The sequence below is a fragment of the Pseudonocardia sp. HH130630-07 genome (assembly GCF_001698125.1).
Lineage (GTDB): Bacteria > Actinomycetota > Actinomycetes > Mycobacteriales > Pseudonocardiaceae > Pseudonocardia.
In genome coordinates, this window is the sequence record NZ_CP013854.1 from 6,017,318 (window position 1) to 6,038,996 (window position 21,679).

The 21,679-nt window shown below is 73.6% G+C and carries 20 protein-coding genes; 6 read left to right on the plus strand and 14 right to left on the minus strand.

What is annotated here, in order from left to right:
• Positions 1 to 12 precede the first annotated feature (12 nt).
• A complete protein-coding gene (locus tag AFB00_RS28370; RefSeq protein WP_068799724.1) occupies positions 13 to 528 on the plus strand; it encodes an Lrp/AsnC family transcriptional regulator in 516 nt (171 codons plus the stop codon).
• Positions 525 to 1,679 carry an aminotransferase class I/II-fold pyridoxal phosphate-dependent enzyme gene (locus tag AFB00_RS28375; RefSeq protein WP_068799725.1) on the plus strand — a complete coding sequence of 385 codons (1,155 nt, stop codon included), beginning with the start codon at positions 525 to 527 and terminating at the stop codon, positions 1,677 to 1,679. Before AFB00_RS28370 ends, AFB00_RS28375 begins: the two co-directional genes overlap by 4 nt.
• 21 nt (positions 1,680 to 1,700) lie before the next feature.
• Here the strand turns inward: AFB00_RS28375 and AFB00_RS28380 are convergent, their stop codons facing one another.
• Entirely contained in the window at positions 1,701 to 1,922 is a 222-nt protein-coding gene (locus tag AFB00_RS28380) for a DUF397 domain-containing protein (protein WP_068799726.1), read from the minus strand.
• A 214-nt stretch (positions 1,923 to 2,136) separates the two neighbouring features.
• Between AFB00_RS28380 and AFB00_RS28385 the strand changes: the two genes are divergently transcribed.
• A complete protein-coding gene (locus AFB00_RS28385) occupies positions 2,137 to 2,952 on the plus strand; it encodes an SAM-dependent methyltransferase (protein ID WP_068799727.1) in 816 nt (271 codons plus the stop codon).
• A gap of 42 nt (positions 2,953 to 2,994) precedes the next feature.
• Here the strand turns inward: AFB00_RS28385 and AFB00_RS28390 are convergent, their stop codons facing one another.
• From AFB00_RS28390 to AFB00_RS32460, 6 genes are all read right to left on the minus strand, one after another.
• Positions 2,995 to 3,888 (minus strand): helix-turn-helix domain-containing protein, encoded by an 894-nt coding sequence (locus tag AFB00_RS28390; protein ID WP_068799728.1) that lies wholly within the window; start codon positions 3,886 to 3,888, stop codon positions 2,995 to 2,997.
• A 90-nt stretch (positions 3,889 to 3,978) separates the two neighbouring features.
• A complete protein-coding gene (locus AFB00_RS28395) occupies positions 3,979 to 5,184 on the minus strand; it encodes a hypothetical protein (RefSeq protein WP_068799729.1) in 1,206 nt (401 codons plus the stop codon).
• Between the two features lie 11 nt (positions 5,185 to 5,195).
• Positions 5,196 to 6,137, minus strand: a complete 942-nt coding sequence (locus AFB00_RS28400) for a DUF389 domain-containing protein (RefSeq protein WP_068799730.1) — start codon at positions 6,135 to 6,137, stop codon at positions 5,196 to 5,198.
• Between the two features lie 41 nt (positions 6,138 to 6,178).
• Positions 6,179 to 8,023, minus strand: coding sequence for an aspartate--tRNA ligase (gene aspS / locus AFB00_RS28405; protein WP_068800766.1), 1,845 nt, complete (start codon positions 8,021 to 8,023; stop codon positions 6,179 to 6,181).
• Between the two features lie 11 nt (positions 8,024 to 8,034).
• Positions 8,035 to 9,429 (minus strand): hypothetical protein, encoded by a 1,395-nt coding sequence (locus tag AFB00_RS35230; protein ID WP_068799731.1) that lies wholly within the window; start codon positions 9,427 to 9,429, stop codon positions 8,035 to 8,037.
• Positions 9,314 to 10,255, minus strand: coding sequence for a hypothetical protein (locus AFB00_RS32460; protein WP_231974116.1), 942 nt, complete (start codon positions 10,253 to 10,255; stop codon positions 9,314 to 9,316). Before AFB00_RS32460 ends, AFB00_RS35230 begins: the two co-directional genes overlap by 116 nt.
• Before the next feature lie 132 nt (positions 10,256 to 10,387).
• On the opposite strand from AFB00_RS32460, the gene AFB00_RS28415 reads away from it, so the two are divergent.
• The gene (locus tag AFB00_RS28415) at positions 10,388 to 11,944 is read left to right on the plus strand and encodes a YibE/F family protein (RefSeq protein ID WP_083275895.1); all 1,557 of its coding nucleotides are present in this window, start codon (positions 10,388 to 10,390) and stop codon (positions 11,942 to 11,944) included.
• 6 nt (positions 11,945 to 11,950) lie between these two features.
• Here AFB00_RS28415 and AFB00_RS28420 read toward each other — a convergent pair whose 3' ends face one another.
• Positions 11,951 to 12,496, minus strand: a complete 546-nt coding sequence (locus tag AFB00_RS28420) for a class I SAM-dependent methyltransferase (protein WP_231974117.1) — start codon at positions 12,494 to 12,496, stop codon at positions 11,951 to 11,953.
• Between the two features lie 2 nt (positions 12,497 to 12,498).
• Positions 12,499 to 13,776, minus strand: a complete 1,278-nt coding sequence (gene hisS, locus AFB00_RS28425) for a histidine--tRNA ligase (RefSeq protein WP_068800769.1) — start codon at positions 13,774 to 13,776, stop codon at positions 12,499 to 12,501.
• A 151-nt stretch (positions 13,777 to 13,927) separates the two neighbouring features.
• Between hisS and AFB00_RS35680 the strand changes: the two genes are divergently transcribed.
• Positions 13,928 to 14,731, plus strand: a complete 804-nt coding sequence (locus AFB00_RS35680) for a peptidylprolyl isomerase (RefSeq protein ID WP_068799732.1) — start codon at positions 13,928 to 13,930, stop codon at positions 14,729 to 14,731.
• A gap of 18 nt (positions 14,732 to 14,749) precedes the next feature.
• Here the strand turns inward: AFB00_RS35680 and AFB00_RS28435 are convergent, their stop codons facing one another.
• Positions 14,750 to 15,121, minus strand: a complete 372-nt coding sequence (locus AFB00_RS28435; protein ID WP_068799733.1) for a hypothetical protein — start codon at positions 15,119 to 15,121, stop codon at positions 14,750 to 14,752.
• A gap of 64 nt (positions 15,122 to 15,185) precedes the next feature.
• Here AFB00_RS28435 and AFB00_RS28440 point away from each other — a divergent pair, with 64 nt between their 5' ends.
• Positions 15,186 to 15,710 (plus strand): helix-turn-helix domain-containing protein, encoded by a 525-nt coding sequence (locus AFB00_RS28440; RefSeq protein ID WP_231974118.1) that lies wholly within the window; start codon positions 15,186 to 15,188, stop codon positions 15,708 to 15,710.
• A 6-nt stretch (positions 15,711 to 15,716) separates the two neighbouring features.
• On the opposite strand, the gene AFB00_RS28445 is transcribed toward AFB00_RS28440, so the two are convergent.
• The 4 genes from AFB00_RS28445 to secD all read right to left on the minus strand — a co-directional run bounded on the left by AFB00_RS28445 (position 15,717) and on the right by secD (position 21,628).
• The gene (locus tag AFB00_RS28445) at positions 15,717 to 18,005 is read right to left on the minus strand and encodes a RelA/SpoT family protein (protein ID WP_068800771.1); all 2,289 of its coding nucleotides are present in this window, start codon (positions 18,003 to 18,005) and stop codon (positions 15,717 to 15,719) included.
• A 100-nt stretch (positions 18,006 to 18,105) separates the two neighbouring features.
• On the minus strand, positions 18,106 to 18,675 hold the full coding sequence (locus tag AFB00_RS28450; RefSeq protein WP_083275897.1) for an adenine phosphoribosyltransferase: 570 nt from the start codon (positions 18,673 to 18,675) through the stop codon (positions 18,106 to 18,108).
• On the minus strand, positions 18,672 to 19,838 hold the full coding sequence (gene secF / locus AFB00_RS28455; protein WP_068799734.1) for a protein translocase subunit SecF: 1,167 nt from the start codon (positions 19,836 to 19,838) through the stop codon (positions 18,672 to 18,674). The genes AFB00_RS28450 and secF overlap by 4 nt, the downstream gene beginning before the upstream one ends.
• Positions 19,835 to 21,628: a protein translocase subunit SecD gene (secD, locus tag AFB00_RS28460; RefSeq protein ID WP_068799735.1), complete on the minus strand. Its 1,794-nt coding sequence runs from the start codon at positions 21,626 to 21,628 to the stop codon at positions 19,835 to 19,837. Before secD ends, secF begins: the two co-directional genes overlap by 4 nt.
• Between the last annotated feature and the right edge of the window lie 51 nt (positions 21,629 to 21,679).

Here is a 21,679-nt window from a genome sequence, read left to right on the forward strand (position 1 = left end):
AGGGTCGCGGGGGTGCGCGAGATCCTCGAGTTGCTCGAACGCGACGCGTCGCTGAGCCACGACACCGTCGCCACCATGGTCGGCCTCCCCCGGTCCGAGGTGGATGCCCTGATCGCCGGCTGGGAGCGCACCGGCGTGATCCGCCGGCACAAGGCCGTCGTCGACTGGGGCCGCTACGAGGACGGCGCCGACGGCGTCGAGGGGGCCGGGCGCTCGGGCGCCGCGGTGACCGCGTTCATCGACGTCGCGGTCGCCCCGGCACGCGGCGTCGGCTTCGACGACGTCGCGGCCCGGATCTCCCGCTTCGCCGAGGTCCGCGACTGCTACCTCGTCTCCGGCGGGCACGACCTGCGCTGCACCGTCGTCGGCCCGGACATCCGCGCGGTCAGCGACTTCGTGTCCCAGAAGCTGTCGACGATCGACCGGGTCCGGTCCACGGCCACCCACTTCGTGCTGGCCACGCACAAGCGCGACGGCGACGCCTTCGCCGAGCCCGAGGCGGACCACCGGCTCCCGGTGACCCCGTGAAGCCGCTCAACACCACGATCAGCGCGATCCCGCCGTCCGGGATCCGGCGGTTCTTCGACATCGCCGCCGAGATGGACGACGTCATCTCGCTCGGGGTCGGCGAGCCGGACTTCGTGACGCCGTGGCGGATCCGCGAGGCCGGGATCTACGCGCTCGAACACGGCTACACCACCTACACCGGCAACGCCGGGCTGCCCCGGCTGCGCGAGCTGATCTGCGCCGACCTCGCGAGCCGGTACGGCGCGCACTACGACCCGGCCACGGAGTGCCTGGTCACCACCGGTGTCTCCGAGGGGCTGGACCTCGCGCTGCGGGTGCTGCTGGACCCGGGCGACGAGGTGATCGTGCCCGAACCCTGCTACGTGGCCTACCAGCCGTGCGTGGCGTTCGCCGGTGGCACGCCGGTCGGTGTGCCGACCCGGGCCGAGGACGGCTTCGCGATCGACGTCGCCGCGGTGGAGGCCGCCGTCACGCCGCGGACCAAGGCGGTCCTCATCGGCTCCCCCGCCAACCCGACCGGCGCCGTGCAGCCACCCGAGGTGCTGCGGGAGCTCGTGGCACTCGCCGAGCGCCACGACCTGTACCTGCTCTCCGACGAGATCTACGACCGGCTCACCTACACCGGGACGCACACCTGTCTGGGCGCCGTGCCCGGGGCCCGCGAACGCACCGTGGTCCTGGGCGGGTTCTCCAAGGCCCAGGCGATGACCGGGTGGCGGGTGGGCTGGCTGGCCGCGCCGCGGCGGATCGCCGAGCTGTGCCTGCGGGTGCACCAGTACACGATGCTGTGCGCCCCGCACGTGTCGCAGGTGGCGGCGGTGGAGGCGCTGTCGGGCGCCGAGGGCGACGTCGCGGAGATGGTCGCCGACTACGACCGCCGACGCCGGGTCTTCGTCAAGGGGCTGCGCGAGGCCGGGCTGGAGTGTGCCGAGCCGGCCGGCGCCTTCTACGCGTTCCCCTCGATCCGGGCGTCCGGGCTGGACTCCGAGACCTTCGCCGAGCGCCTGTTGCGGGAGGAGTCGGTGGCCGTCGTACCGGGGACGGTGTTCGGCCCCTCCGGTGAGGGCCACGTCCGGTGCTCGTACGCGACCGCGCTGCCCCAGCTGGAGCAGGCGGTCACGCGGATCGGGAACTTCCTGCGGCGGCTCTGATCCGCCGCACCGGTCACCGGGTCAGGGGGCGATCAGGTCGTCGAACTCGCCGTCGTGCACGCCCTGCAGGAACGCCGTGATCTCGGCGCGGGTGTAGGTCACGTAGGACCCGTCCGGACGGGTGGAGTTGCGCACGGCGGCACCGCCGCCGGGGAGGGCGGCGACCTCGACGCAGGCACCGTTGGGGTTGCTCCGGACGCTCTTGCGCCACCGCAGGTCGCCCGGGAGTTCCATCTCGCTCATCGGATGCACCTTTCCAACGTCAAGTACGGATGCAATTGCAACCGTAGCAGCTATTTGATCATCCGCCAGTTGCGCAGGCGGTCCTCCGGGTGCGACGTTCACAGTGCGTGGCGGCCGCTACCATCGTCAGCAGCACGGAGCCGGTCGTGCACCGTGCGTGCACGATGTGGCACCGGACACCTGGACGTACGACGAGGTCAGGAGCGATGCAGGTATGGATCGAGCCCGGGCGGCCACTCCGTCGGAGGTCGACGTCAGCGCCCCGAGCGTGGCGCGGATGTACGACTACTACCTGGGGGGCAAGGACAACTACGAGGTCGACCGGCAGGCCTGTGCGGCGCTGTCCGACGCCGCACCCGGCACCGCGGCGCTGGCGATCAACAACCGGCGCTTCCTGATCCGCGCGGTCCGGTACCTCGCCCGGGAACACGGGATCCGGCAGTTCATCGACCACGGATCCGGCCTGCCGACCCAGGACAACGTGCACCAGGTCGCCCAGTCGGTGGCTCCCGAGTCGCGGACGATCTACATCGACAACGACCCGATCGTCCTGGCCCACGGCCGCGCGCTGCTCCAGCAGGACGAGGCGTCCACCGTCGTCCAGGCCGACGTGCGTGACTTCGGCACCATCTACAGCGACCCCGAGGTCGCCCGGATGCTGGACTTCAGCAAGCCGACGGCGGCGCTGTTCGTGTCGTTCCTGCACTGCATCCCGGACGCCGACGACCCGGCCTCGCTGGTCGAGGGCGTGATGGACCGGCTGCCCAAGGGCAGCGCGGTGGTCATGTCGCACCTGGCGAGCAACGACCCCGAGGTCCGCCGTCAGCTCACCGAGATGATGCTGGCCAACACCGGTGGCAGCTGGGGCCGGGTCCGCACGCCCGAGGAGATCGAGAAGTTCTTCGGCCCGCTCTCGGTGGTCGAGCCCGGGCTCGTCGAGATCTCCACCTGGCGTCCCGACGGCGTCGAGCCCGAGCGGCAGACGACCCGGGAATGGATCGAGTACGGCGGCATCGCCTTCAAGAAGTGACCGCGCCGGGGCCCGGTGCGGTGCACCGGGCCCCGCGCCGGGTCAGAACATCCCGCGCAACGAGGCGATCATCGCCTGCGACCGCTGCGGCGTGAGGGCCACCGCCGCGAGCCGGTCGATGAGCACCCGGTAGGTCTCGACGTCGTAGGTCTTGTCCAGGTAGAGCGCGCTGGTCAGCTGCTCCAGGTAGACGATGTCCGGCAGATCGGCGTGGGCGAACCGGAGCAGGATGAACGGGCCACCGGCCGCCGCCGCGCCGCTCTTGTTGAACGGCAGCACCTGCAGCGACACGTTCGGCAGGTCCGAGACCTTCAGCAGGTGCTCCAGCTGGTCCCGCATGGCCTGGTCGCTGCCCATCGGCCGGCGCAGCGCCGCCTCGTCGATCACCGCCCAGTACCCCGGTGCCGTGGCCGACTCGAGGATCTCCTGGCGCCCCATGCGCAACGCGATCCGGCGGTCGATGTCCTCCAGCGGCGCCGGGCGGCCCAGCTCGATCACCGCCCGCGCGTAGCCCTCGGTCTGCAGCAGGCCCGGGATGAGCTGGGGCTCGTAGGTGCGGATGGAGACCGCGGCCTGCTCCAGCCCGACGTAGGTGGAGAACCACTCCGGCATGGCGTCGCTGAACGGCTGCCACCACCCGGGCTCGCTCGCCCGCCGGGCCAGCGCGAGGAAGTCGGTGCGCTCGGTCTCGTCGGTCACGCCGTAGAGCGTGAGCAGGTCCGCGACGTCGCGTTGCTTGAAGCCGACCCGCCCGGACTCGATCCGGCTGATCTTCGCCTCGGAGCCACGGAGCAGGTCCGCCGACTCCGGCCTGCTGACCCCGGCTGCCTCGCGGAAGCGCTTCAGGTGCGTGCCGACCAGGATCCGCAGCGCGACCGGCCCGGTCGAGGACTCCGCCGATGCGGGACCCCGGGTACGGGACTCACCGGTATCCATCAACCACCTCGGGACGTGGGCGCTCGGACACACAGAGTGTGCCATGCGGACGGCCCAGGGTATCCGAGGCTCCCCCGACTGACGACAGGCTCACACCTGCCGATCCCCGGTGCGGAACGCCGGGAACAGCGGAAGCTCGGACGGGGCGTCGGGGAAGCGGTCGTCGAGCACGGCCACGAGCGCGGCGGCCAGCTCGACCGTCGCGGGACGGTCCGTGACGGCGGCCGCCGCCCCCAGCCCGCGCCAGTAGTGGCGCAACGCCGTCGAGATCCGCGGCGACCGGCCCGCGACGTCACCGATCGGCCCGTCGCGCTCCAGCAGCCGGGGAAGCAGCAGCCAGGTCGACCACCAGACCCACAGCAGCTGCGCGTCGACCAGCCGTGACTCCAGCAGTTCCGGGTCGTCGAGCTCCGGCCACACCGGCGCGACCTCGGCCCGCCACGCCTGGAGCATCTGCTCGGCCAGCGGGTCCGGGAGCGCGTAGCTGCTGGCGCAGGACGGGAACGGGATCCGGACGTAGGCGGCGTCCAGCAGGACGTCACGGAAGCAACCGCCCTCGAAGTCGACGAACCGCACGCCCCGGCTGGTGACGAGATTGTTGTCCGGGCAGGTGTCGGACGGGCTGAACGCGCGGAACCCGGTGCTGCCGAGCAGCCGGATCCCGGCGCCGGCCTCCAGCACGGCCAGCTCGGGCACCTCGACACCGAGGGTGCCGGCCAGCAGCTCGGGCAGCCCGGCCAGGGCGGCCCTGGCCTGGTCGGCGACCGGATCGCGCTGGACCTGCTGGCCCAGGCGGCGCAGCAGGGCCCCGAAGTCGCCCTCCCGCCCGGCCGTGGCCGCCTGCATCCGGCCGAGCCCCCGCGCCCACCCGAGCAGGCAGCTGCGGGCGGCGTCGCGCTCGGGCCCGAACAGCTTGTCGGCCAGGGTCATGGTGCGGCCGAGGTCCTCGAGAACGAGGATCCGCTGCTCGGGATCGTGCGCGATGAGCACCGGACTGGGCCGGACGTCGGTCGGCAGCGCGGTGAACAGCTGGCACGACGCGACCTCGCAGCGGAACGGGTCGACGCCGGCCGGGTCCTCCCGCCCGGAACGCGGCGAGTAGTGCTTGATCACCACGCTGCGATGGTCGGTGAACGGGTTCTGGCCCATCCGGGCCCTGGCCACCACCGACCGGCTGCTGCCGCCGAGGTCCTCGGGCTCGGAGAGCTCGACGTCCGAGCCGGCCCGGCGGGACAGCAGACGCACCGCCCCGGCCACCGCCTCGACCACGCCGTCGGTCGCCTGCGGATCGGTCATCGCCGAAGATCCTACCCTTCGGAGAGCGTGCGGTCGGCCCCCCGACGCCGGGATCCGGAGCGGGCCAGCAGGAGCACTCCCGCCGCGGCGGCGACCGCTCCGACCAGGTTGAGCCCGAGCTGCAGCACCGACAGACCGGCCTCGGTCCACCGCCCCTCGATGGCCGCGACGGCGCCGTAGGCGGCCGCCGGCACGGTCGTCACCGAGATGAACACCCCGACCAGCGCCGACGAGCGCGCCGAGGTCAGCGACAGCATGCCGGCCGCCCCGGCGAGTACCGCCACGACCAGCGAGAACGGGCCGACCTCGTAGATGAAGTCCATCTGTTCGAGGTCGTCGAGCGAGGCCGCGGACAGCCAGCCGAACAGGTCGAACAGCAGGGTCGCCCCGGCCGTCACCACCATCGCGAACGGGAAGCCGACGGCGAGCGCGATCGCGCCGCGCCGGACGAGGTCGGCACGCCCCAGCACGAGCCCCACGGCCACCGCGGCCATCGGGCCGAACTCCGGCCCCAGCACCATCGCACCGACGACCGTCACCGGGGAGTCGGTGACCGCGCCGACGGCCGCCAGCAGGCAGGCGATCGTCAGGAAGGTGAGGAACGTGGCGGACAACCGCGACTCCTCGCCGGTCCGCATGATCAGCTCGTCCCACACGACGGCGTCGGCCCCGTCCCCCGGGGCCGCCTCCTCGGCGGCGTCGGCCCGGTCGGAGAGCACGGTGTCGAGCTGCTCCAGGCTGATCCCGCCGTCGTGGTCGATGCCGAGATCGGCGAAGCCGCCCAGCAGGTCGTCGACGCACTCGCGGGCGACGTCGGCCTCCACGAGATCGCCGGGCGGGCGCACCGCGGCCCCGGGGTGGACCACCAGATGGGCCACCCCGGGCTCGCGGGTCAGGATCGCGCAGACGTCCGCGGTCCGCTCGGACGGGCAGACGACCCGCAGGTGCAGCACCTACTCAGCCCTTCTCAGACCTCGCCGGACCGATCCGGGGCCTACGCCGCCGGACCGGGCTTCTCCGGCGCCCCGCCACCGGTCTCCCCCGGCTTCCCGGGAGCGGCCCCACCGGGCGCGGTACCGGCCGGCTTCGCGTCCACACCGGCCTCCTTGCGCTGGCCTGCGGTGATCGGCGCGGGGGCCTGGGTCAGCGGGTCGAACCCGCCACCGGTCTTCGGGAACGCGATGACCTCGCGGATCGAGTCGACCCCCGCGAGCAGCGCGGTGATCCGGTCCCAGCCGAAGGCGATCCCGCCGTGCGGCGGCGGGCCGTAGGCGAAGGCGTCGAGCAGGAAGCCGAACTTCTCCTGCGCCTCGGCCTCGGACAGCCCCATGACCTCGAAGACGCGCTTCTGCACGTCGGCCGAGTGGATACGGATCGATCCGCCGCCGATCTCGTTGCCGTTGCAGACGATGTCGTAGGCGTAGGCCAGCGCGTCGCCCGGGCTCTTCTCGAAGGTGTCGATCCACTCCGGGGTCGGCGAGGTGAAGGCGTGGTGCAGCGCGGTCCAGGCACCCCCGCCGACGGCGACGTCGTCGGTGTCGGCGGCGGACTCGAACAGCGGGGCGTCGACGATCCAGAGGAACGACCACGCGGACTCGTCGATCGCACCGGTCCGGCGGGCGATCTCCCCGCGCGCGGCGCCGAGCAGCGCACGCGCGTCGTTCGGCTTGCCCGCGGCGAAGAAGATGCAGTCGCCGGGGTTCGCGCCGACCGCGGCGGCCAGCCCGGCACGCTCGGTCTCGGAGAGGTTCTTGACGACCGGGCCGCGCTCGTCGACCTGCCCGTCATCGCCGATCAGGACGTAGGCCAGGCCGCGGGCGCCGCGCTGCTTGGCCCACTCCTGCCAGCCGTCGAGCACCTTGCGCGGCTGGGACGCGCCGCCCGGCATGACGACGGCGCCGACGTAGGGGTTCTGGAAGACCCGGAACCCGGTGCCCGCGAAGTAGTCGGTCAGCTCGGTCAGCTCGAAGCCGAAACGCAGGTCGGGCTTGTCCGACCCGTACTGCGCCATCGCCTCGGCGTAGCTCATCCGCGGGATCGGGAGCGGCACGTCGTAGCCGACCAGCTTCCACAGCGCGACGAGCACCTTCTCTGCCAGCGCGATGACGTCGTCCTGCTCGACGAAGCTCATCTCGATGTCGAGCTGGGTGAACTCCGGCTGCCGGTCGGCGCGGAAGTCCTCGTCGCGGTAGCAGCGGGCGATCTGGTAGTACCGCTCCAGGCCGCCGACCATGAGCAGCTGCTTGAACAGCTGCGGGCTCTGCGGCAGCGCGTACCAGGAGCCGGGGCGCAGCCGGGCCGGGACCAGGAAGTCCCGGGCCCCCTCGGGCGTCGAGCGGGTCAGCGTCGGGGTCTCGACCTCGATGAAGTCCTCGGTGGCGAGCACGTCGCGGGCCGCCTTGCTCACGTCGCTGCGGAGCTTCATCGCCGCGGCCGGGCCGGACCGGCGCAGGTCCAGGTAGCGGTGCGTCAGCCGGATCTCCTCGCCGACGCCGGTGTGGTCGTCGATCGGGAACGGCAGCGGGGCCGCCTCCGACAGCACGGTCAGCTCGGTGACGGTGACCTCGATGTCGCCGGTGGGCAGCTCGGCGTTCTCGTTGCCCGCGGGGCGCCGGACGATCTCACCGACGACCTGCACGCAGAACTCCGACCGGAGCCGGTGGGCGCGCTCGGCCATCTCGCCCTCGCGGAACACGACCTGGGCCGAACCGGAACGGTCCCGCAGGTCGATGAAGATCACGCCGCCGTGATCGCGGCGGCGGGCCACCCATCCGGCGAGGGTCACGGTCTGGCCGGTGTGCTCGGCACGCAACGTGCCGACGGGGTGGGTTCGCATCACGACGGACAAGGCTATCGGCCGGTACCGGTCCGCCCGCCACCAGGTTTCCTCCCGTCCGTTACAGCAGGCTCAGCTGCCCGCCGCTCCCCTCCCGCCCCCGGTCGCCGGACGGCGCGGACGGGCCCGGGCGACCGGCCCGCCCCGGATCCCGCGGTGCCGTCTCCACCCGGTCCGGCTGCCGGGTCCAGCCCGGATCGCGCGGGGCGGCCTCGGCCCGGTCCAGGCCGTGCCGGGCCAGGGGCCAGCAGCGGGGCCACCCGGCGGGCCAGCGCGGAGCGGTACTCCCGGTCGGCGGTCGCCCCTCGCCGGTAGAGCCGCTCGTAGCGCGGCACCAGCGCCGGGTACTCCCGGGCGAGCCACTGCAGGAACCACTCCCTGGTCCCCGGTCGCAGGTGCAGTGCCAGCACCGTGGCCCGCTCGGCTCCGGCCGCCGCGATCTCGCCGAGCAGTGCGTCGAGCGCCTCGGCGGAGTCGGTGAGCCACGGCAGCACCGGGGCGACCATGACGCCGCAGGGCAGCCCGGCGGCGGTGATCCGCCGGACGAGATCGAGCCGGGCCTGCGGGCTCGGTGTCCCGGGTTCGAGGCGGGAGCCGAGCTCGCGGTCCAGCAGGGCGACCGAGACCCCGGTCCCGACCCGCACGTCCCGGTTCGCCGCGGCCAGGTCCGGCAGGTCACGGCCGAGCACGGTGCCCTTGGTGAGGATCGAGAACGGGGTACCGGAGCGGCTCAGCGCCGCGATGATCCCCGGCATGAGCCGGTACCGCCCCTCGGCCCGCTGGTACGGATCGGTGTTGGTGCCCATCGCGACGTGCTCGCGCCGCCAGGACGGCCTGGCCAGCTCCCGCTCGAGCACCCGGGGCGCGTTCACCTTGACCACGATCTGCGAGTCGAAGTCGGCTCCCGCGTCGAGGTCGAGGTAGGTGTGGGTGTTGCGGGCGAAGCAGTTGTGGCTGACCACGCCGGCCGCGACGAAGTCACCGGTGCCCGTGGTGATGTCGAACATCGGGACGATCCGGCCGGTGTCGCGCACCCCCACCACCCGCGGCGCACCGTCCGGCGGTTCCTCGACCAGGGCGCCGCCGACGTCGCGCACGCGGGAGACGGCCGGGTCGGCGATCCCGACCAGCCGGAGCTGCTCCGCCACGCCGCCGAGCACCCGCAGCGCACGGACGCCCGGCCGCCCCGACGCCTCGGACGCGACCCGGAAGCCGAGCCGGCGCAGCGCGTCGACGGTGGCGCGGGTGAGCCCGGCGTCGACCGGCACGATCCGCAACACCCCGGCGGAGACCTCACCGCACGCGTCGAGGATCCCGCCGAGGAACCCGGCCGACCAGCCCGGGCCGGGCCGCTGCGGCCACTGCGTCGGCGACGGTCCCGGTGCCGGGCGGGCCGGCCCCGCCGGCACCGTGCGCCGGTCCGCGACACACCACGGACGGACCGGCCGGCGCACGACGGGTCCGCACCGGCGCGGCCGCACCGGCCCCGCAGGCGACGGCGGTCCGGGTCCGGCCGGCCCCGGACCGGTCCGGGGCGTCGACGCCCCGGGTCAGCAGGTGATGCGCCCTGGCGACGGCCTCCAGCTCGACCCAGGCCGACGGGAACGGCTCGGCGGTGACCCGGCCGCGCACCGCGTCCGCCCGGACGAGCCCGCAGAGGTATCCGGCCTCGTATCCCGGCGGGTGCGCACGGTGCGGGAGCGCCGCCGCCCCCGGGCCGACCAGCTCCGCCCCCGGGCGCAGGTGCGGCCGGTCCGCCGACGCCCGGCAGCGGCCCGGCCGCACGTGCGCCCAGCCCTGCCGGGTGAGGAAGCGGTGCTCCGCGGAGGTGACCAGCTCCGTGCCGTCGCTCAGCGACACCTGCTGCGCACGCCGCCGGGTCGACCAGTGCGCGAGCACCGGTGTACGGACGAACCGCCGCCGGCCGGCGCCGTCGGCCACCGTGCCGACGACCTCGTCACCCCGCCTCAGCTCGGCGATCGGCCGGGTCCGGCCGTCACCGGTCAGCACCGGGGTGTCACCCGCGAGGCAGTACGTGCACGCGTGCGAGCACCCCCGGTAGGGGTTCACCGTCCACCCGAACGGCACCGGCGACGACGAGGACACCCGGTTGAGCACCGACCGCGCCTCCACCTCGTGGAACACCGTCCCCGCGAACTCCGGCGTGCGCACCGTGCGCAGCAGCCCGCGCATGCCCGGCAGCGCCGCGTCCGCGCCGATCCCGTCGATTCCCACCTGCTGTCCGTCCCACCGCACGATCCCGAGTCGAACACAAGTTCGAACACCGGGCAACCGGTCGTCGCCCGGCGGTGCGGGCCGGGCGAGGACCGGTCGGAGCCCCGCGCACCGTCTTGCGAGGATGCGGGTGTGCATCCCGACGATCCCGTTCCCCGGCCCCCGCGGCGCGGTGACCACCGGGAGGCGGGTGCCGCGGAGCGGTCCGGGCGCCACGGCAGCCGCCCCCGGCACGGCGAGCGGCCCCCCGGACACGATCCGCGCGCCGTCCCGGGGCCCGCCGCCGCGCCACCGGCCGGACCGCACGAGACCGCGCCGGGGCGCCGGGGCCGGCCGGAGGACCGCCGGACGCCGCACGGGGAGGGGCCGGCGGGCCGTCCACGCGGACCGGAGCACCGGGAGCACCCCCGCCCGCCGGCCGAACCGGACCACCGCGGCGCGCGGCCCCCGCACGACGGGGCACACGACGTCGCCGGCGCGCCTCGGCGCCGCCGGGCCGGGACCGCCCGTCCCACCGCCCCGCGGTCCGCCGGTCACGGACACGGACACGGGCACGGCCCGCCGTCACCGGCCGGGCGGCGGATCCGGAACCTGCTCGTCGCGCTGCTCGTCCCGTGCGCGCTGGCGACCCTCGCCGGGACGGTGCTCCTGTGGCCGGGTGCCGCACCCGAGCCGGACCTGCCGCCCACCCGGCAGGTGCACGGCACGGTGAGTGCCGTCCAGGTCGCCGACTGCTCCCCCGGATCCGGCGACGGGGCCTGCACCGGGGTCACGGTCGGCATGTCCGACGGCCCGCGGGCCGGTCGCGAGCTGGTCCAGCTGGTCCCGAACGAACCGGCGAGCCCGCGGTTCGCGGTCGGCGACCCGGTCACCATGGCCTGGTCCGGCGGGAATCCGGACGAGGCGGGCTCCTACCAGCTCAACGACTTCCAGCGCGGTCCCCCGCTGGGCTGGCTGGCCGCGGTGTTCGCGCTCGCGGTGGTCGTGCTGGGCGGGTTGCGCGGGCTCGCGGCGCTGGTCGGCCTGCTGCTGAGCTTCGCGGTGCTGCTGTGGTTCGTGCTGCCGTCGATCCTGTCCGGCGGCCCACCGCTGGCGGTCGCCGTCACCGGCTCGTGCCTGATCATGTTCGTGGTGCTGTACCTGACCCACGGGTTCAGTGCCCGCACCTCGTGCGCCGTGCTCGGGACGCTCGCCTCGCTGGCGCTGATCGGCGTCCTCGGTCAGCTGTTCACCACGGCGACCCGGCTCACCGGACTCGACGACACCACGGCCAACCTGATCGGCACGCTCGGCCCCGGCGTCCCGATCGACCCCCGCGGGCTGGTGCTCGCGGGCCTGGTCATCGGGGCGCTCGGTGCGCTGGACGACGTCACCGTCACCCAGTCCTCCGCGGTGTGGGAGCTGGGTGCGGCGAACCCGGACCTCGGCGTGCGCGAGCTGTTCGCCGCCGGGATGCGGATCGGCCGTGACCACGTGGCGTCCGCGGTGAACACGCTCGTCCTCGCCTACGCCGGTGCCGCGCTGCCGTTGCTGCTGCTGTTCTCGGTCGCGGCCGGGGGCGTAGCCGACGTGCTCACCAGCCAGGACGTCGCGACCGAGATCGTCCGCACGCTGGTGGGCAGCATCGGGCTGGTGGCGGCGGTCCCGGTGACGACCGGCCTGGCCGCGCTCGTCGTCGCGCGTCGCTGATCGGCCTCAGCCGGGCCGGCGGGCCAGCAGGTGCGCCTCCCCGCCGCCCTCACGGTGCTCGACGACGTCCAGGCCGGCGAACGCGCGCACCAGCTCCCCCGGCTCGGCCCGGAACGGACCCGGCTCGTCGTCCACCGCGGAGAGCAGCGTGAGGACGAGCAGCCCGCCGGGAGCGAGGGCGGCCGCCAGCGCGGGGTACAGCTCCGGCGCCCGGAATCGCTGGCAGACGACGACGTCGTAGCGGTCGTCTGCGGCCGGGAAACCGTGGTCGAGGTCGGCCCGCACCCAGCGGATCCGGGCGTCCGGAACGGTCCCGGCCGCCAGCGTCGCGCCGGCGGCGAGACCGGCCGGTGAGACGTCCACCGCGACGACGTCGAGCCCCCGCGCGGCCAGCCACACCGCGACCGACCCGCGGCCGCAGGCGACGTCCAGCGCGCGCCCCGCACCCGGCACCAGGTCCAGGTGCCCGCGGACCGCGTCCGGCGGCATCGGCACCCCGGGACCGGCGCTGCGGTGCCGGGCGTCCCACCGTTCCTGGTCGGCGAGCGCCACGCTCAGCCCGCGAGGGCGGTCACGACGGCGTCGGTCACCGCCTCCAGCGGCACGTCCTGCTGCTCCCCGCTGCCGAGGTCCTTGAGACCGACGGTGCCGGCCTCGATGTCGCGCTCGCCCAGCACCAGCGCGAACCGGGCCCCCGAGCGGTCGGCGGACTTCATGGCGCCCTTGAGCCCGCGCCCGCCGTAGGACAGGTCCACCCGGATCCCGCGCGCCCGCAGCGCCGCGGCCACAGCGACCAGCCGGCGCTTCGCCGCGTCCCCGAGCGGCACCCCGAAGACCTCCGCGCGCGCCGTCGACCAGGGCTGCACGCCCTCCGCGGCGCAGGCCAGCAGCGTGCGGTCGACGCCGATGCCGAACCCGACACCGGACAGCTCGGCGCCGCCGAGGGTCGCCATCAGCCCGTCGTAGCGGCCGCCGCCGCCGATCCCGGACTGCGCGCCGAGGCCGTCGTGCACGAACTCGAACGTGGTCTTCGTGTAGTAGTCCAGGCCGCGGACCATGCGCGGGTTGGCGGTGTGGGCGACGCCGAGGTCGTCCAGGTGCTCCAGCACCCGGGCGTGGTGCTCGGCGGCGGCGTCGGACAGGTGGTCCATCAGCAGCGGCGCGTCGGCCATCGCGGCCCGGACCTCGGGGCGCTTGTCGTCCAGCACCCGCAGCGGGTTGATCGCGGCCCGCGCCCGGGTTGCCTCGTCGAGGTCGAGCCCGGCCAGGAACTCCTGCAGCCGCTCCCGGTACGCGGGGCGGCACGCGGCGTCGCCGAGCGAGGTGAGCTCCAGCCGGTACCCGGTCAGCCCGAGCGCCCGGAACCCCTCGTCGGCGACGGCGATGACCTCGGCGTCGAGCGCCGGGTCGTCGATGCCGATCGCCTCCACCCCGACCTGCTGCAACTGCCGGTAGCGACCGGCCTGCGGCCGCTCGTAGCGGAAGAACGGCCCGGCGTAGCGCAGCTTCACCGGGAGCCCCTGGCGGTCGAGCGAGTGCTCGATCACCGACCGGACGACGCCGGCGGTCCCCTCGGGCCGCAGCGTCACCGAGCGGTCGCCGCGGTCGGCGAAGGTGTACATCTCCTTGGAGACGACGTCGGTCGACTCCCCCACGCCGCGCGCGTAGAGCCCGGTGTCCTCGAACACGGGCAGCTCGATGTGCCCGTAACCGGCGCGGTCGGCCGCCCCGAGCAGGGTGTCCCGGACATGGGTGAAGCCCGCCGAGTCGGTGGGCAGGTACTCGGGGATGCCCTTCGGCGCGGCGAACGGCTCGGGCCGGCGCGTCCGCACCCCCTGCTCGGCTGACGGCACAGCGGTCACTTCCACGTCCTCCTGGTACGACTGGCCCCACCCTAGAACCGCCGTCTCTCAGGTTTCCTCTCAGGTCGCCTCGCTACCCTCGCCCTCGGCGTACGAATGATCAAACAGGGAGTTGCGGAGCGTGGCGACGAACGAGCAGCGCCGGGACGCGGCGAAGCGGAAGCTCGCGGCCCAGGAGGTCAACCGGACCGAGCGGGCGGCGAAGCGGCGGCGGACGACGACGATCTCGGTGGTCGCCACCGTCGCCGTCGTCGCGATCGTCGCGGCCGGTCTCTGGGCCGTGACCAGCGCGTGGAGCGGCCCCGAGCCGGCTCCCGAGGCCGCGGCGCCCGCAGCGGCACCGGCCGCACCGGCCGCGCCGGGCACCGTGAACTGCAGCTACTCCCCCGGTGAGCCGGCGGCGAAGCCGGTGCAGGCCCCGCCGAACGGTCCGGTGTCGAACCAGGGCACCGTGCCGGTCACGCTGACCACCAGCGCGGGCCCGATCGACCTGACGCTGGACCGGGCGAAGGCCCCGTGCACGGTGGCGAGCTTCGAGAGCCTGGTCGCGCAGGACTACTTCACCGGCACCTCGTGCCACCGGCTCACCACCACGCCCGGCCTGCAGGTGCTGCAGTGCGGTGACCCGACCGGGCGGGGCTCCGGCGGTCCCGGCTACAGCTTCGCCGACGAGCTGAACCCGCCGCCGTCCTACGAGCGGGGGGTGCTCGCCATGGCGAACGCCGGACCGGACACCAACGGCAGCCAGTTCTTCATGATCTACGGCGACGCCCAGCTGCCGCCGAGCTACACCGCGTTCGGGACCATCGGCCAGGAGGGCCTGGCCACCGTCGACAAGGTCGCCGCGGGTGGCGAGTCGACCGGGTCCGGGGACGGCGCCCCGACCGTCCCCGTGGAGATCCAGGCGGCCGCGGCCGGGCAGTGACCCGGCCACGGGCGGTCCTCAGCGCGACACCGGCAGCTGCGCGAGCACCCGGTCCGGGTCCGCGACGCTGACCAGGATCTCGTGGTAGCCGAGCTGCGGGCGGTAGGTCTCACCGACCACCACCCGCAGCGCCGGCGTCCACCGCCGGACGCTGACGAACCGGTTGACCGGCGACCCGATCCCCCACCGGCCCAGCTTGACCACACCGGTCACTGCGAGCCCGGCCCGGCCGATCCCGGTCGCCGACGCCCGGGTCGGCCGGTCCACCCGCTCGACGGAACGGACCTCCGACAGCGGCACGACCAGCCGGGACCGCCCGCCACAGAACCACGACTCCACCCGGGACAGCACCACCGTGACGGCCGTGTCGTCGACGTGCACGCTTGCCATGTCGCCTCCCCTATACTGTTTCCAACACTGGGAACGGTACCAGAAGTGGAAACGGAGTACGAGTGTGGCATCCGAGATCTCCCTGGCCGACCTCCTGCACCAGCCGGTCCGGTGGCGGCTGGTGCAGGCCCTCATCGGGCGCTCGCTGACCACGACCCAGCTCGCCGAACAGCTGCCCGACGTCCCGACCACGACGCTGTACCGGCACGTCGGCGTGCTGGTGCGGGCCGGGGTCCTGCGGGTCACCGAGGAACGCCGGGTGCGCGGCGCGGTGGAGCGGACCTACGAGCTGGAGACCTCCGCGGCCGACGCCGACAACACCGCACCCGGCCCCGATCAGCTGCGGACGATGTTCACCGTCTACCTCGCCGGGCTGGCCGGCGACTTCGACCGCTACCTGGCCACCGGCGAGCCGGAGCCGCTGCGGGACCGGGTCGGGTTCCGGCAGGCCGCGCTCTGGCTCTCCGACGACGAGGTCGACCGGATGCAGGCCCGGCTGGTCGAGGCGCTGGAGCCGTTCCTCGGGCACACCGAGGAACCCGGGCGCACCCGCCGGATCCTGTCCACGGTGCTCATGCCGGACCGGTGAACGGGCTCAGGCGGCGCTGGTGACTCGGTAGACGTCGTAGACGCCCTCGATGTTGCGGACCGCCTGCAGCAGGTGCCCGAGGTGCTTCGGGTCCCCCATCTCGAAGGAGAACCGGGACACCGCGACCCGGTCGCGCGACGTCGTCGTCGACGCGGAGAGGATGTTGACCTTCTCGTCGGCCAGCACCTTCGTCACGTCGGAGAGCAGCCGGTGCCGGTCGAGCGCCTCGACCTGGATCGCGACCAGGAACACCGACTCCGGCGAGACCGACCACGCCACGTCGACCAGGCGTTCCTCGCGGGCGGTCAGGTCGTCGGCATTGGTGCAGTCGGTGCGGTGCACGCTCACCCCGCCGCCGCGCGTGACGAAGCCGAGGATCTCGTCACCGGGGACCGGGGTGCAGCAGCGGGCGAGCTTGACGTAGAGCTCGTCGATCTGCTGGCCGTCGGAGTCCTGGACCACGACCCCGGCGTTGCCGGCGGGCCTGCGGTGCCGGACCGTGGACGGCGTCGCCCGCTCGGCCAGCTCCTCCTCGGCCTCCTCCTCACCGCCGAACCAGGCCACCAGCCGCTGCACGACGTGCTGGGCGCTGGCGTGGTGCTCGCCGACGGCGGCGTAGAGCGCGGAGACGTCGCTGTAGTGCATCTCCCGGGCGAGCGCGGACATCGCCGAGCCGGAGATGAGCCGCTGCAGCGGCATCCCGGTCCGGCGCGCCTCCCGGGTGATCGCCTCCTTGCCCTCCTCGACGGCCTCCTCGCGGCGCTCCTTCGCGAACCACTGCTTGATCTTCGCCTTGGCCCGCGGGGACTTGGCGATGGCGAGCCAGTCCCGGCTGGGACCGGCCTCCTCGGCCTTGGAGGTGAAGATCTCGACGACGTCGCCCGAGGTCAGCTGGCGTTCCAGCGCGACGAGCTTGCCGTTGACCCGGGACCCGATGCACCGGTGACCGACCTCGGTGTGCACCGCGTAGGCCAGGTCGATCGGGGTGGAGCCGGTGGGCAGCGTGACGACGTCGCCCTTCGGGGTGAAGACGAAGATCTCCCGGGCCGCGAGGTCGAACCGCAGCGAGTCGAGGAACTCACCGGGGTCGGCGGCCTCCCGCTGCCAGTCGAGCAGCTGGCGCATCCACGCCATCTCCTCGACCTCGACCTCCTTGCTCTGCCCGTTCTTGATCTCCTTGTAGCGCCAGTGCGCGGCGATCCCGTACTCCGCGGTGCGGTGCATCGCGTGCGTGCGGATCTGCACCTCGAGCGGCTTGCCGTCCGGCCCGATGACGGTGGTGTGCAGCGACTGGTAGACCCCGAACCGGGGCTGGGCGATGTAGTCCTTGAACCGGCCGGGCATCGGCTGCCACAGCGCGTGCACCATGCCGATCGCCGCGTAGCAGTCGCGGACCTCCTCGACCAGTACCCGGACGCCGACCAGGTCGTGGATGTCGTCGAAGTCGCGGCCCTTGACGATCATCTTGCGGTAGATCGAGTAGTAGTGCTTCGGACGCCCCTCGACCTTCGCCGGGATCCGCGCCGAGTCCAGCTGCGAGGTCACCTCGTCGATGACCTGGCGCAGGTAGGTGTCCCGGGACGGCGCCCGGTCGGCGACCAGCCGGACGATCTCCTGGTACTTCTTCGGCTGCAGGATCGCGAAGGAGAGGTCCTCCAGCTCCAGCTTCACCGTGGCCATGCCGAGCCGGTGCGCGAGCGGGGCGAACACCTCCAGGGTCTCGTTCGCCTTCTTGACCTGCTTCTCCGGCCGCAGGAAGCGCATGGTGCGCATGTTGTGCAGCCGGTCGGACAGCTTGATGACCAGCACCCGGGGGTCACGGGCCATCGCGACGACCATCTTGCGGATCGTCTCGGCCTCGGCCGCGGTGCCGAACTCGACCTTGTCGAGCTTGGTGACGCCGTCGACCAGGTGCGCGACCTCGTCCCCGAAGTCGGCGCGCAGCCGCTCCATCGCGTAGTCGGTGTCCTCGACGGTGTCGTGCAGCAGGGCGGCGACCAGCGTCGTGGTGTCCATGCCCAGCTCGGCGAGGATGGTGGCCACGGCGAGCGGATGGGTGATGTAGGGATCGCCGGACTTGCGGGTCTGGCCCTCGTGCTGGGTCTCGGCGACGTCGTAGGCACGCTGCAGGAGCACCAGGTCGGCCTTGGGGTGCAGCGAACGGTGCACCGCGGCCAGCGGTTCCAGGACGGGGGTGACGATCGCGACCCGCTGCGGCGTCATCCGCCGGGCGATGCGGGCACGTACCCGCCGGGTGGCCGACGGCCTGGGCGGCTCGTCGTCCGCCGGCGTCAGCGGCCGTGTCGCGGGATGGGCGCTCGCCCGGTCGACCTCGGTCACCGCACCTCCTCGTCGTGCCCGGTCGCGGGAGTGATCCGTCCCGGAAGGATAGTCCCTAGCCGCGCAACAGGGCGTCCACCCGGAGGCCACCCAGTTTCGCCCGGCCGTTCAACGCCGGAAGCTCCATCAGCGCGCCGAATCCGACCAGGTCGGCACCGGCGTCGGTGAGCAGGGCGCAGGCCGCCGCGGCGGTGCCGCCGGTGGCCAGGACGTCGTCGACGACGTAGACCCGGGTGCCCGGCTCGACGACCCCGGCGGGCAGCTCCAGGGTGGCGCTGCCGTACTCCAGGTCGTAGCTGCGCGACGCGGCGACGGCGGGCAGCTTGCCCGCCTTGCGGACCGGCGCCGTCCCGACACCGGCGACCAGCGCGACCGGTGCCGCGAGCAGGAAGCCGCGGGCCTCCACCCCGACGACGAGCTCGGCGTCGCCGGCGTGGGCGGCCAGCTCCGTCGTGACGACGGCGAACGCCGCACCGTCGGCGAGCACCGGCGTGATGTCGCGGAACAGCACCCCCGGCTCGGGGTGGTCGGGCACCGACCGGACGAGCTCGGCGACCCGGGCCAGGTCGTCGGCCGAGTCCGGATCGACGCCGGTACCGACGAGGATGTCGGTCACCGCGCTCACCGGCCCCTCCGGCGGTTCTTCCCGGTCGGCCGCGCACCGGGGCGCGGGGCGGCCGGCGCCGAGCGCGAGCTGCTGCTCACGGCCGCGTACGTCGGCTCCGCGCGCTCCTCGGACTCGGCGACCGCCTCGCCGTTGCGTACCGCCGCCGAACGGGCGCGCCGGGCCGCGACCCGGTCCGCCTGGTCGCGGAACCGCTTGTCCCGCATCTTGATGTCGACCAGGACCGGGGTGGCGAGCAGCAGCGAGGAGATGACGCCGGAGATCATGCCGACGAGCTGGACCAGTGCGAGGTCGGCGAGCGTGCCGACCCCGAGCAGCCCGACCCCGATGACGAGCAGGCCCAGCACCGGCAGGATCGCGATCAGCGAGGTGTTCATCGACCGCATGAGCGTCTGGTTCAGCGCCAGGTTCGCGGCCTCGGGGTAGGTCCGTCTGGTCAGCTTCAGCAGGCCACGGGAGTTCTCCCGCACCTTGTCGAACACCACGACGGTGTCGTAGAGCGAGAACCCGAGGATCGTGAGCAGGCCGATCACGGTGGCCGGGGTGACCTCCAAGCCGATGATCGAGTAGACGCCCGCCGTCACGATGATGTCGTTGATCAGCGCGACCAGCGCCGCACCGGCCATCGCCCGCTCGAAGTACACCGCCAGGAACAGCGTGACCAGCACGATGAACACGGCGAGCGCGATGAACGCCTGGGTGGTGACCTCGCCGCCCCAGGTACCGGAGACCTGCGAGTCGCTGATCGCGCCCTGGCTGGGCACGCCGTCCCCGCCCAGCGGCTGCAGCTGGGTGAACAGGGCCTCCCGCAGCGGCACGAGCTGCTCGGAGGTCAGCGGCTCGGACTGCAGCACGATCGACGCCGCGTCACCGGTACCGACCGACTGCGCGACCTCGGGGTCGGTGCCGACGATGCCGCGGTAGACGTCCTCCACCTGCTGGACCGAGATCGGCCCGTTCGCACCGGTCGCCGGCATCTGGACCTGCGACCCGCCGGTGAAGTCGATTCCGAGGTTGAACCCACGCAGCACCAGCGACAGCAGGCACACCAGGATCAGCACGCCGAAGCCGACGTACCAGACCTTCTTGCGCCCGACGATGTCGACGTTCGCGGTGCCGGTGGTCAGCCGGGTCCAGCCCGACAGCCGCTCGGGGGCCGTCATGCTCCCGCCCCCTTCGAGGTCGAGGTGGTGGCACGCCGGCCGACGACCGGCTTGTCCCGGCGGTGCCGGGCTCCGATCCGGTCGACGGCGGCCAGGCCGGACAGCCCCGGGCGGCCGAGCGTCCGGGACCGCGAGATGAGCACGACCAGCGGGAACGTCACCAGGAAGACCACGACGAGGTCGAGCACGGTGGACATGCCGAGGGTGAACGCGAACCCGCGGACCTCGCCGACGGCGAGGATGTAGAGCACCGCCGCGGCGAGGAAGCTGACCGCGTCGGCGGTGAGGATCGTCCGCCGGGCCCGCTCCCAGGACCGCGGGACGGCGGACCGGAACGTCCGGCCGTCGCGCATCTCGTCCTTGAGCCGCTCGAAGAAGATGACGAACGAGTCGGCGGTGATGCCGATGGCGATGATGAACCCGGCGACCCCGGCCAGGTCCAGAGTGAACCCGATCCAGCGGCCGAGCAGGATCAGCACCGCGTAGACCACGATCCCGGACAGGGCCAGCGACAGGATCGTCAGCAGGCCGAGCAGCCGGTAGTAGAACAGGCAGTACAGGAAGACCAGCGCGAGGCCGACGGCCCCGGCGATCAGCCCGGCCTCCAGCGACGCGAGCCCGAGCGACGCCGAGACCGTCTGCGCGGTACCGGAGTCGAAGGCCAGCGGCAGCGAGCCGTAGCGCAGGGTCTGCGCGAGGTCCTGGGCGCGTTCCTGGTTGAACTGCCCGGAGACCTCGGTCGGCCCGAAGATCGGGCCGTTGACCCGCGGTGCGGAGACGACGTCGCCGTCGAGCACGAACGCGGTCTGCTTGCCGACGTTCGCCGTCGTGTACTGGCCCCACTGGTCCGCGGCGGGCTGCTTGAAGGTCAGGCTGACCACCCAGCCCGCCCCGTTCTGGGCCTGCTGGGCCTGGGCCGAGGCGATCTCGGTGCCCTCGATGAACGACGGGCCGAGCACGTACTTGTTCGCACCGCCGTCACCGCAGGTGACGAGCGGCCTCGCCGGGTCGTCGTAGCCCTGCAGCGGGTCCGGGGCGTTGCAGTCCAGCGCGAGGACCGCCTGCAGCTGGACGGCCTGGTCGTCGCTCTGGCGGGTCGCGCGCAACTGCTCGACCTCGGCCGCGACCCGGGGGTCGGTGGGTGCGGCGCCGCCGCCCGGCGGGGGCGCGGGGGCGGGTGGCGGGTCCTGCAGCGGGGCGGTGTGCGCCACCGGCGCGACCGTCCGCTCCTGCGCGGCCGGATCGCCCATGCCCTGTGGCTGTGGGGCGGGCTGCCCGGCGGGGGGTGCGGGTTCCCCGGCCGGCGCCGGTGCGGGCTGCTGGGCCGGCGCCTGACCCGGCTGCTGTCCCGCTGCCGGGGGCGCGCCGGGCGCGGTCCCCCCGGGCGGCTGCGGGGTCGCCGACGCCGGGACCTGCTGGACGACCTCGCGGAAGCGCAGCTGCGCGGTCTGGCCGAGCGAGCGGGCCTGCTCGCCCTCGTCGCCGGGCACGGTGATGACGATGTTGCTGCCGTCCAGCTGCACCTCGGCGCCGCTGACCCCGAGCCCGTTCACCCGCTGCTCGATGATCTCCTGCGCCTGGACCAGCTGGTCCCGCGGCGGCGGCTCACCGTCCGTGGTGCGGGCGGTCAGTGTGACGCGGGTGCCGCCCTGCAGGTCGATCCCGAGCTTCGGCGCCAGGTTCCCGCCGCCGGTGAACAGCACCAGCGCGTAGAGGACGACGACGATGCCCAGGAAGGCCGTCAGGTAGCGCCAGGGGCGCACACGCTGCTGCCCCGACGACGTTGCCACGTGGTGTTCTCCCGAATCCGACTCGCGCGACGGCCGCACCCCACCGGTGCG